Source organism: Komagataeibacter saccharivorans (assembly GCF_003207825.1).
GTDB lineage: Bacteria > Pseudomonadota > Alphaproteobacteria > Acetobacterales > Acetobacteraceae > Komagataeibacter > Komagataeibacter saccharivorans.
This window is the reverse complement of sequence record NZ_NKTY01000002.1, coordinates 226,640-237,644: the sequence shown is the minus strand read 5'-3', so window position 1 is coordinate 237,644 and position 11,005 is coordinate 226,640. Positions and strand designations below refer to the sequence as shown.

Sequence of the window (11,005 nt, the reverse complement as noted above, 5' to 3'; positions counted from 1 at the left end):
CCATTCGGCCTCGTTGTTCTGGCGTCCACATCCTGAGTTTGAATCACGCATAAACCCGCTTGAAAAGCCATCATATCGAATTTCCAAAAGGGCACTTAGAAGGACTTATAAGAACACCCTTAATATAGGGAACCCGCATTGCCTTTCCCATAATGTTTGGCGTAGACATTTGACCATACGAAACAAAGGGGAATTTCCTTGGGTAAAAGCCTTACGGGCAACTGCAACGTGTCGGTTCGAGTCCCGCAGCTCGCAGACCATGACTGGTTATATATTATTAAGTAAAAACGTACGCTTTATATGTTTTTACTGTCGCGGTACGGTCAGCCTGCGACAAGAGACCTTATATTACAGATCTGTCTCCAACCGGGAGCATGTGCTCCTCAATTCTCCTGCTAAAATCGTAGCGCGTGCAGGTCGCGCCACAACCTTTATTCATTAAAGGAAATATTTCTTCTCGATTGAATTATATAATATTAATTCAATCAATGTAGATGAAACGTAACCGGAAGCAATACATGTCTGCCATTCAGATTGGTTCCCGGTGCCGAACACTGCACCTTTGTGGCGGCAGCAAGAGCGGTGCTGTCCAGATCATCGTAGCCGGTGCCGGTTTTCAGGGTCGTCTGTAGCACCTGTCCCTGTTCCCCGAGTGTCAGATCCACCACTGCACTGCCTTCTTCGTGCATATGCCGCGCCATTGCGGGGTAACGCCATGAAGGCTGGGTACAATGTGGTGCCGTAGAGGATGATGCCGTTGTCCCTGCTGTCGCGCCATTCTGTGGCGCAATGGCGGGATGGCTCGCGCTGCCTGCCTGTTGTCCGCCCGGTGTAGCAACCGCTCCTGCGCTGCTATGGCCGGATCTAGCATGCGCCGGAACGGGCGGAGCCACCGTGGGTGCCGGACGCACTACCGGGCGGCGTATTTCATCCTGCTGTCGCACCTTCGGCTGTGGCTGTGACTGTGGCTGTGGCTGTGGCTGTGGCTGTGGCTGTGGCTGTGGCTGTGGCTGTGGCTGTGGCTGTGGCTGTGGCTGTGGCTGTGGCTGTGGCTGTGGCTGTGGCGTAGCCGATGTGGGCGCGGGCGCAACCTCCGGCCGGTCAAAAAAGACCTGTATGCTGTTTTTTTCGCCCGCCGGTTCATGCACCGGCGTCTGGCGCGGTAACAGCCATGCCCCGATCATGCCATGCACCAGTATCGCCAGAAGCACGGCCCAGCCGGCAGCCATGGCGCGCCAGCCCGGACGTTCGGACATGGTGGAAAACGGTGTGGCAAGCCTGCCTGCGCGTCTGTCCTGCTGCTGCACGCTTCTATCCATTACGGTGGCAAGACCTTACCCAGATTTGACAAAAACGTAGGCGTATCCGAGAACACATACCCGTTACCGCCCTTATCTTACAGCCAGAAAGCACCCGTTCAAACATGGGCCACGCCCGCCACCCTTTCCTGCATGACATGCCTGCGATCCGCTGGATCATGGTGCTGTGCGCATGCCTGGGGCTGTGGGGGCAACTGCTGATTGAAAGCCGCAGCCTGCCGGGTGAGCTGCCGCGTTCGACCATCATGCGGCTGACAGGCATCGACATTGCGCCGATGCCCCACATGGCGGACATGCCGCAGGCCGATGCCAGCCACGACACCATGATGGATGACATGGGGCCGGGACATACCGACCCCATGGGTCAGCCGGGCCATGACCATACCGAAGGCTGCCCGCTGTGCCCGCTGCTGCACCTGCCTGCGCTGGTCCTGACCGTCCTGCCCTTTGTCCCGCTGCCGCCCGTTACGTGGGCACGCCCCCGGCATGCAATCAGCCAGCCGCGCGCGCCGCCGCCCGTCATACTGGGGCTTCCCCCTGCGCAGGGGCCACCTTCCGTATCCTGAACCCCCATGCCGCCGCATGCCCCCATGGGCATGCGCTTTCCGGTCTCCTGTTCAGGACATGAAAAGTGACTTCCATAAAATCATCGGCCACGCTTATCGCGATGGCCGCTGGCGGCAGCATGCTGGCCGCTGGCCTGTGCCATGCCGCGCGGGCTGAAACCACCGTAACCCTGCCCGGCCTGTCGATCGAGGACTCGGCCGAGGATACCCCAATGGGCGAACGCCTGCTGTCCGCCAGTTCGCCATCGCAGGCGGATACCACCGCCGCGCGCCTCAGCAGCCCCGACGCGGTCAGCCTGTTCCGTAACCAGCCGGGGGTCAGTGCCTATTCGGCGGGGGGGCTTGCCGCACTCCCCGCGCTCAACGGCATGGCCGATGACCGGGTGGCAACCATGGTGGACGGGGTACGCATCCCCTCCGGCTGTCCGAACCATATGAATCCCGCCCTGTCCTTCATCGATTCCGACAGTGTGGAAACCGCCACCGCCATCGCGGGGATCACGCCCGTCAGCATGGGCGGGGACAGCACTGGCGGCACCATCGATGTGGAACGCCGTGACCCGCAGTTCGCACGGCATGGCAAGATACTGGTTACCGGCCACGTAACCGGCACCTATCGCAGCAATGGCGGCGGATATGGCGCATCGGGCAGCCTGACGGTGGCGAATGACATGTTCAGCCTGCGCTACAATGCTTCCTACAGTCAGGCGGGCGATTACAAGGGCGGCGGGGATGCCGGTCTGGTCCGTTCGACCAGCTACCTGACCTACAACCATGACGTGACCTTTGGCGTCCATAAGGACAATCACCTGCTCACCCTGACCTTCGGGCAGCAGGACACCCCGCATGAGGGATTCGCCAACCAGTACATGGACATGACCAACAACCGCTCCACTTATGTAAACGGCAAGTATGTCGGCACATTCGACTGGGGCGAACTGGAAGCGCGTGGCTACTGGCAGCGCGAGGACCACGCGATGGACTTCCTGCCCGACCGGCGGAAAACCACCCACATGCCCATGAACACCAATGCCCGCATGGCGGGCTACAGCATCAAGGCCACCATTGCGCTGGCGGAAAAACATACCCTGAGGCTGGGCAGTTCATTCGACCATTCCGGCCTGAACGACTGGTGGCCACCGGTCGCGGGCAGCATGATGATGGGGCCTGACACCTATCACAGCATCAATGACGGTCACCGTGACCGTCTGGGCCATTTCGTGGAATGGGAAGCCGCGTGGACACCGCGCGTCTCGACCCTGCTGGGTTTTCGCAATGATCTGGTCATGATGAATACGGGACCGGTCGCCCCCTATTCCACCATGCCATCCATGATGAGCAACGCGAACATCGCCGCCGCCAACCAGTTCAACGCCACCGACCGGGGCCGGACGGATGTAAACTTCGATGTGACCGCCCTTGTCCGCTGGAAGCCACGCCGCGACCTGTCGATCGAAGGCGGCTATGCCCGCAAGACGCGCTCGCCCAACCTGTACGAACGCTACGCATGGGGGCGTTCGGCCATGGTCACCAGCATGATCAACTGGTTCGGGGACGGGAACGGCTATGTCGGCAATCCCGATCTCAAGCCGGAAGTCGCCAATACCGCCAGCATCACCGCTGACTGGCATGACCCCGACGGCGATCGCTGGGACCTGAAAATCCAGCCCTATTACACCTACACCCATAATTACGTGAACGTGCGGCGCATCGCGTCATCGGGGCAGTTTTCAACACTGGAATTCGTCAACCACAACGCCCAGAGCTACGGCATCAACGCATCGGGCAATTATCGCCTGTGGCACAATGCCCGTTTTGGCCATGGCGAGATCGTGACCAACATCAACTGGGTGCGCGGACAGGATCTGACCAATGGCGCGGGCCTGTATCACCAGATGCCAACCAACGGAAACGTGGCGCTGCATGAACAGTGGAAAAACTGGACCGGCCGTGTGGAAATGACCTTCGTCAAGGCCAAGGACACGGTGGACTGGGTGCGCAATGAACCCCGTACCCCCGGCTATGCGCTGCTTGGGCTGGGGGGACAGTACACCTGGCGTTACATGACGCTGGATGCCAGCATAGACAACGTACTGAACCAGAAATACAGCCTGCCGCTGGGCGGGTGGTCGCTGGCGGATTACGCCGCGACCGGATCGCTGCGCGCCCTGCCGGGCATGGGCCGGTCATTCAATGTCAGCCTGACCGCACGCTTCTGACCGCCCGCCACCCACCCGCCCGGCACAGGACAGGCCGCGCCCGGTCCGGGGCTGGCGGGTGGGTGATGCGCTTTCGCTTTGACGTGAGGGGCAGCGCGCGCTACGGCAGGAACATGCTTGCCGAACCTGTTGTCCGATACGGTCATCATTCCTACACGCGGGGGGCGTTGTGAACGGCGTTCTCGATTCTGTTGCCGGTCTGGGCAGGACGGTTCTGGACATCATCCGCACGGCCGGACGGGTGGCGCTGTTCGCCGCCGTCGCCCTGTCGCATGTGATCCGCCCCCCCTTCTACTGGCGCATCCTGTGGGGCACGCTGGTTGAAATCGGCTATTTTTCGCTGCCGGTCGTAGCCCTTACCGCCCTGTTTTCGGGTGGGGTGATCGCACTTCAGTCCTATACCGGCTTCGCCCAGTACCATGCACAGAACGCCATTGCCGGGATTGTCATCCTTGCGGTCACGCGCGAACTGGGGCCGGTTCTGGCCGGGCTTATGGTCGCGGGCCGGGTGGGGGCTGCGATGTCGGCTGAAATCGGAACCATGCGGGTGACGGACCAGATCGATGCGCTGAGTACGCTGTCCACCAATCCCATGAAATACCTCGTTACACCCCGTCTGGTCGCAGGCACGCTGGCGCTCCCCTTCCTTGTGCTGGTGGCCGATATACTGGGCGTGCTGGGCGGCTTTACCGTATGCGTGATGAAGCTGGATTTTTCCGCATCCGCCTATATCGCGGCGACGGTGGCGTCCCTCAAGGTGATGGATGTGACCGTGGGACTGGTGAAGGCGGCCATCTTCGGCTTCCTGATCGCGCTTATGGGCTGTTACCATGGCTATAACAGCCGCGGCGGCGCACAGGGCGTGGGGGCGGCCACGACCGCGGCAGTGGTTGCGGCATCGATCCTGCTGCTGACATTCGATTATCTCCTGACGGACGTATTCTTCTCGCAATGACCCAACAGACACCCAAGATCCGCATTCGCGGCCTGAAAAAGGCGTTCGGCCCCAAGGTGGTGCTTGATGGGGTGGACCTTGATGTCATGGGGGGCACATCGTTCGTGGTCATCGGCGGGTCCGGCACCGGCAAGTCGGTGCTGCTGCGCTGCATACTGGGGCTTATGGCGCCCGATTCCGGTTCCATCGAAATCGACGGCGTGGAAATGACCACCCTGTCCGCCCGGCAGCGCGAACCCTACATGGCCAGAATTGGCATGCTGTTCCAGAACGGCGCGCTGTTCGACAGTCTGAGCGTGTGGGAAAACGTGACCTTCGGCCTGATGGCGGCGGCACGCAACGGCCATGGCCCACGCCTGACCCGCGCGCAGGCCCGCGAGCGCGCGGGCACATTGCTGGAACAGGTAGGCATGGACCCTGCCGTGGGCGGCCTGTCCCCTTCCGAACTGTCCGGCGGGATGCAGAAGCGCGTGGGACTGGCACGCGCGATCGCGGCCCGGCCTGAAATCCTGTTCTTTGATGAACCGACCACCGGCCTCGACCCGATCATGGGGGCCGTGATTGACGGGCTGATTGCCGATTGCGTGCGGAAGCTGGGTTCCACCGCCATCGCCATCACACATGACATGGCATCCGCCCAGCGGATCGGGGATCAGGTCGGCATGCTGTATGAAGGCAGGCTGATCTGGCAGGGTGCGCCGTCCACACTGTTCAACAGCGGCAACCCGGTCGTGGACCAGTTTACCCATGGTCGGCGCGAAGGCCCGATCAAGGTTGACGTGCCCACCTGATTCCGGGGCACCGCCACCCCATATGAAACCGGTCTGTTCTTGCGCAAGGAGCCATCATGGCGCGTCGGCCCGCCAATCGTTTTGTCTGTCAGTCCTGCGGGGCGGTCTTTCCCAAGTGGTCGGGCCGGTGTGACGCCTGTGGTGCATGGAACAGCATTGTAGAAGAATCGGTTGAACCCACCGCGACCGGTGGCACGAACGCGCGCAGGCGTAGCGGCGCGCGCATCAATCTTGTGGGGCTGGCGGGCGACACGCCTCCGCCACCCCGGATAGAAACGCGGATCAGCGAACTCGACCGCGTGCTGGGTGGCGGGCTGGTGCCCGCATCCGTGGTGCTGGTGGGCGGCGATCCCGGCATCGGCAAGTCCACGCTGCTGTTGCAGGGGGCCTGCGCACTGGCGCGTCTGGGGCGCAAGGTCATGTATATCTCGGGCGAGGAGGCGGTTGACCAGATCCGCCTGCGTGCCCGCAGGCTGGGACTGGAAGCGCCCACGCTGGAACTGGCTGCCGCGATAAACGTGGCCGACATCGCCGCCACGCTGGAAGCGGAAAGCGATCTGGCGATGGTGGTAATCGACTCGATCCAGACCATGTGGATGGAAACGGTGGAAAGCGCGCCCGGCACCGTCAGTCAGGTCCGGTCCAGCGCGTTCGAGCTGATCCGTCTGGCCAAGCAGCGCGGTTTCAGCCTGATCCTTGTAGGACACGTCACCAAGGAAGGGGCGCTGGCCGGCCCCCGCGTTCTGGAACACATGGTTGATGCGGTGCTGTATTTCGAGGGCGACCGCGGCCACCAGTTCCGCATCCTGCGCGCGGCCAAGAACCGCTTTGGCGCGACCGATGAAATCGGTGTTTTCGCCATGACCGATCAGGGGCTGGAGGAAGTACCCAACCCTTCCGCCCTGTTCCTTGCGGAACGGCGCGGTCATATCGCAGGCTCCGCCGTATTCGCCGGTATGGAAGGCACCCGTCCCGTCCTTCTGGAAGTGCAGGCCCTGCTTTCGCCCAAAGGGGGGGATGGCGCGCCACGCCGGGCGGTGGTCGGCTGGGATACCGGGCGGCTGAACATGCTGCTGGCGGTTCTGGAAGCGCGCTGCGGCATCAAGCTCAATGCAATGGATGTCCATCTGAATGTGGCGGGCGGGCTGCGCGTGATGGAACCGGCGGCGGACATGGCGGTGGCTGCCGCACTGGTTTCGGCGGCGACAGGCCAGCCCACCAGCGCGGGTTCCGTCTATTTCGGCGAAGTCGGCCTGTCGGGGGAAGTGCGGCAGGTCTCCCAGCCCGATACACGGCTGAAGGAAGCGCACAAACTGGGCTTCGAACACGCCTACCTGCCGCGCCGCATCGCGCGGGGCAACCGCCGCCCCACCGCGCCCGACGGGCTGGGCCTGCATGAAATCGGTCATCTGGGCGATCTGGTCAGCCTGTTCACCCAGGGGATGGAGGAGGCCCCGGCGTGAGTGCACCCGAGCGCTTCATGCTACAGGCCCCCGCCATGCTGGAGCGGGAAATAAAGAAAAGCATCTTTCTGGCGCAGGCCGCCCCCGTCGCCACCCCGCAGGAAGCCATGGCCTTCATCGCCGCCGTCAGCGACCCCGATGCGACCCATAACTGCTGGGCCTACCTGATCGGCCAGACCTACCGCAGCGATGATGCGGGTGAGCCGGGCGGCACGGCGGGACGCCCGATCCTTCAGGTGATCGAGGGGCAGGGATTCGACCGGACGGTGGTGGTCGTGACCCGCTGGTTCGGCGGCACCAAGCTGGGCGCGGGCGGGCTGGTGCGCGCCTATGGCGGCACGGCGGCGGAATGCCTGCGCCTCGCCCCCCGCCAGCCCATTGTGGAAATGGTGGCCCTGACCTTTGGCTGCGGTTTTTCCGAACACGCCCTGCTGCGCGCCCGGCTGGAAAGCATGGACTGCCAGATCTCTGGGGAGGAATTCGGCGCGGCGGGCGTGACGCTGCATATAACGGTGCCCGTCGTGCGCGAAGCGGAGGTGCGCGCACGCATTACCGACATAACCCGCGGGCAGGCCACGATCCGCGTGGTGGAGGAAGATGCGTCACAGGGTGTTGGAGAGTAAGGGCATTGCCGCTATGTCAGACAGCGTTTCACGTTCAGCATACGGAAAAGACCAGATATGACCGATACCCCGCCGGACCGTCTGTCCGTCAATCCCGCCAGCCCCTTTTATGACGAGGCCCTGCTCGATCGCGGCATTGGCGTGCGCTTCAAGGGCATTGAGAAAACCAATGTCGAGGAATACTGCATAAGCGAAGGCTGGGTGCGTCTGGCCGTGGGCCGTGGCACCGACCGCTTTGGCAACCCCATGGCCATGAAGGTCAAGGGGCCGGTGGAAGTCTGGTTCAAATCCTGAAACGCACCCCTCATTCATGAAAAAAGGCCGCATCCCCAAGGATGCGGCCTTTTTCATTTCATCCCCCCGAAAGGATCATTCCGCGTCGATCGACCGCTTGGGCAGCAGGGCCGGGACGAAAACAAGGGTCGCAACCAGCGTGCAGCCCAGCGACAGCAGCAGAAGCCGCCCCATGCTGGCCGTGCCCGGATGGTGCGATGCCGCCAGCGATCCGAAGGCCGTGCCCGTGGTCAGCGCCGAAAACAGTACCGCGCGCGCCGTCGGGCTGGACAGCGGCAGCTTGATCCCCGCCCGCCAGTTCATGACGAAGTAGATGTTGAACGACACGCCCACCCCAAGCAGAAGCGGCAGGGCGATGATGTTGGCGAAATTGAGCTGTTCAGGCACCACGATGATCAGGATCACCGTCATCAGCGCCGAAAGCAGCAGGGGTGCGAGTACCAGCGCGGTATCCAGCAGCCTGCGCAGCGCGACCGACAGGATGATGGCGATCATGACAATGGCCGCACCCGCCGCCGTGACAAAGGCATGCACCATGGTTGCGGCACTCTGCACGATATCGATGGCGGACCCTGCCGCCATCGGCGCGACCTTGCGGATTTCATCGACATAGGTGTGCAGCGCGCGATTGCCCTGCATCTCATGGCTGGGATGGACTTCGACCAGCGCACGGCCATCAGGCAGCAGGTAATCATGTGCCAGTTGCGCGGGCACATCAGCAATTGTCACCGGCCTGGCCTGAAGCATGCCGCGCAGCATGTCGAGCTGCATGGGCAGGAAGCGGACCAGTGCCTCGTTCGTAGCCAGAACGCGCTGGTCATCGGCCTTGGATAGATGCGCAAGGGCCGACTGGATGCGCCGCAGCGGATCGTTGGCGGGCAACTGGTCCAGCACGCCGCCCAGTGCGGCAGCGGTCCTGGCGGCAGCGGCGCGCAGTTCGGCCGCATCCGGCGCAGGCTTGGGATTGGGAACCACCAGCGTCGGCAGCAGCAGGCTGGCCGCATCCTGAATCAGCGGGAGCTTGGTCTTCTGGTCGGATGGCACAAGGGAGCCAAGCCACAGCGCGTCATGCACCAGCGGCAGGCCGGACAGGCGCTCCGACATGGCGGCGGCCTGATCCAGATTGGGCAGCAGCACATCCACGGTATAGGGCGAATACTGCGGCTCCGACATCAGCATGCCCAGCGTGACCATCCCCTCCGATTTGGGGTTCTTGGTATGCAGCGGGTCGGCATCGAATGTCAGGCGTGGCGTCAGCCCCAGTCCCACAAGCGCGATCACCACGAAAACGGCAAGGATCGGCCAGCGATGGCGGCGGATCGCGTGGTCCACGGGCCGGGCGAAGGTAAAGCCCATGCGGCCATGGCCTGCGGTCGGCCGGAACAGGCGCAGCAGCGCGGGCAGCAGCGTAAGCGTGCAGATGAAGGCGAACAGCATGCCGAAACCGGCAATCAGCCCAAGCTGGGCCACGCCGACAAAAGCAGTGGGCGTAAACGCAAGGAAACCGGCGGATGTCGCCATGGCGGCGACAAGGATCTGGTGCCCCGTTTCATTCCCCGTGCGCTCAAGCGCGTCCAGCAGGCCGGGGGAAGAGCCATCGGGCTGTGCCTGCGCCCGGAAGCGCACTGAAAACTGGATGGCGAAATCCACCGCAATGCCCACGAACAGGATAGCGAACGCCACCGAGATCAGGTTCAGCTTGCCCACCACGATGGCGGCGAAGCCCGTGGTCAGCAGCAGGCCGGATACCAGGGTGACAATAATGGGCACGATGATGCGCCATGTATGCACCGCCAGGATCAGCCACAGCGTAACCAGCACCAGCGAACCCAGAAGCCCCGCGACCATGCCTTCGGCCACGGTTGCGAATTCCTCATCCGCAATCTGCGTATCGCCGGTGATGTGGACATGCGCGCGTCCGTTCTTGACAAACGGCAGGTCATTGGCGGCGGCCCGGATCGCATCCGATGCCGCGCCGCCGGGCTGGAAGGAATCATAGTCCAGCTTGGGCTGGGTCACGACAAACTGGAACTTGCCGCCCAGATCCGCCAGATCACCCGCCAGCAGCCGTTCCCATGACAGGGGTTCAGGACTGCCATCGACCGAATGCTGCAACGTGGTGGCGAAACCGTTCAGCGCCGCCTGAAAGTTGCCCAGATCCGCCTGCCCCTGACTGACGCCAAGCGCGATCAGGTCCAGCGCACTGAACAGCCCCCGCCCGGACGGGTCGGCTGCCAGTTCACTCAGGAACGGCTGGGCGGTGATGGTGGTGTTGAGCACACGCTCCAGCGCCGTCGGGTCAAGGAACATGAGACCGTTGCGCACAAGGTAGGGATCGGTCTGGGGCGTGGTGACGTAATTGAAGTGGGCATGGTCATCACGCAGCTTCGCGGCCAGCGCCAGCGCGGTCTGCTGCGCCTCCTCCGGCAGGGCCGCATCGATTACGGCGACAAGCTGGTCCTGCTTCTGCGGGAACAGCCGCCCCATTTCGTCCGACCGCTTCTTCCAGTCGAGCGAGGAGGAGAACATCGTGTCCGTATCGGTGGTCACGCCCAGCAGCATGTAACTGGCATAGGTCGCGCCCGCTATCAGCACGGCAAAAGCCAGCACGACCGCAATGGCACGACGGGAACAGAAAGCGACAAGACGCCCAAGCGGTACCGATAGCATGACGAGTATTCAGCCCTTCAGAAACCTACGGCGTACCGCGTGGCGCGCGGTAGTCCGTGAAGATGCCCGGTTTGGCCCATGATGCGGTCGTGATGCAAGGTGGTT

9 protein-coding genes are annotated in these 11,005 nt (G+C 62.9%); 7 read left to right on the top strand and 2 right to left on the bottom strand.

The features are described from left to right. Positions 1 to 485: 485 nt before the first annotated feature. Positions 486 to 1,319, bottom strand: coding sequence for an energy transducer TonB (locus CFR79_RS02925; protein ID WP_110546861.1), 834 nt, complete (start codon positions 1,317 to 1,319; stop codon positions 486 to 488). A 104-nt stretch (positions 1,320 to 1,423) separates the two neighbouring features. On the opposite strand from CFR79_RS02925, the gene CFR79_RS02920 reads away from it, so the two are divergent. The 7 genes from CFR79_RS02920 (at position 1,424) to CFR79_RS02890 (ending at position 8,230) form a co-directional block, all read left to right on the top strand. Continuing rightward, entirely contained in the window at positions 1,424 to 1,885 is a 462-nt protein-coding gene (locus CFR79_RS02920) for a DUF2946 family protein (protein WP_181417338.1), read from the top strand. A 119-nt stretch (positions 1,886 to 2,004) separates the two neighbouring features. After that, positions 2,005 to 4,104: a TonB-dependent receptor gene (locus tag CFR79_RS02915; RefSeq protein ID WP_258373399.1), complete on the top strand. Its 2,100-nt coding sequence runs from the start codon at positions 2,005 to 2,007 to the stop codon at positions 4,102 to 4,104. Positions 4,105 to 4,273: 169 nt separating this feature from the next. After that, positions 4,274 to 5,059, top strand: coding sequence for an MlaE family ABC transporter permease (locus tag CFR79_RS02910; RefSeq protein ID WP_110546859.1), 786 nt, complete (start codon positions 4,274 to 4,276; stop codon positions 5,057 to 5,059). Next, positions 5,056 to 5,850, top strand: coding sequence for an ABC transporter ATP-binding protein (locus tag CFR79_RS02905; protein WP_102324897.1), 795 nt, complete (start codon positions 5,056 to 5,058; stop codon positions 5,848 to 5,850). The genes CFR79_RS02910 and CFR79_RS02905 overlap by 4 nt, the downstream gene beginning before the upstream one ends. A 56-nt stretch (positions 5,851 to 5,906) precedes the next feature. Beyond that, complete coding sequence (gene radA / locus CFR79_RS02900; protein ID WP_102324898.1) at positions 5,907 to 7,313, top strand: DNA repair protein RadA; 1,407 nt, start codon at positions 5,907 to 5,909, stop codon at positions 7,311 to 7,313. After that, on the top strand, positions 7,310 to 7,936 hold the full coding sequence (locus CFR79_RS02895; RefSeq protein WP_102324899.1) for an IMPACT family protein: 627 nt from the start codon (positions 7,310 to 7,312) through the stop codon (positions 7,934 to 7,936). The genes radA and CFR79_RS02895 overlap by 4 nt, the downstream gene beginning before the upstream one ends. A gap of 57 nt (positions 7,937 to 7,993) precedes the next feature. Then, positions 7,994 to 8,230 (top strand): DUF3297 family protein, encoded by a 237-nt coding sequence (locus tag CFR79_RS02890; protein ID WP_102324900.1) that lies wholly within the window; start codon positions 7,994 to 7,996, stop codon positions 8,228 to 8,230. A 75-nt stretch (positions 8,231 to 8,305) separates the two neighbouring features. Here CFR79_RS02890 and CFR79_RS02885 read toward each other — a convergent pair whose 3' ends face one another. Then, positions 8,306 to 10,900 carry an MMPL family transporter gene (locus CFR79_RS02885; RefSeq protein ID WP_102324901.1) on the bottom strand — a complete coding sequence of 865 codons (2,595 nt, stop codon included), beginning with the start codon at positions 10,898 to 10,900 and terminating at the stop codon, positions 8,306 to 8,308. Between the last annotated feature and the right edge of the window lie 105 nt (positions 10,901 to 11,005).

Bases quoted from the DNA above. Each gene is read 5' to 3' on its own strand.
- CFR79_RS02925 (WP_110546861.1), bottom strand. From the start codon at position 1,319: ATGGATAGAAGCGTGCAGCAGCAGGACAGACGCGCAGGCAGGCTTGCC.
- CFR79_RS02885 (WP_102324901.1), bottom strand. From the start codon at position 10,900: ATGCTATCGGTACCGCTTGGGCGTCTTGTCGCTTTCTGTTCCCGTCGT.
- CFR79_RS02905 (WP_102324897.1), top strand. From the start codon at position 5,056: ATGACCCAACAGACACCCAAGATCCGCATTCGCGGCCTGAAAAAGGCG.
- CFR79_RS02920 (WP_181417338.1), top strand. From the start codon at position 1,424: ATGGGCCACGCCCGCCACCCTTTCCTGCATGACATGCCTGCGATCCGC.
- CFR79_RS02890 (WP_102324900.1), top strand. From the start codon at position 7,994: ATGACCGATACCCCGCCGGACCGTCTGTCCGTCAATCCCGCCAGCCCC.
- CFR79_RS02915 (WP_258373399.1), top strand. From the start codon at position 2,005: ATGCTGGCCGCTGGCCTGTGCCATGCCGCGCGGGCTGAAACCACCGTA.
- radA (WP_102324898.1), top strand. From the start codon at position 5,907: ATGGCGCGTCGGCCCGCCAATCGTTTTGTCTGTCAGTCCTGCGGGGCG.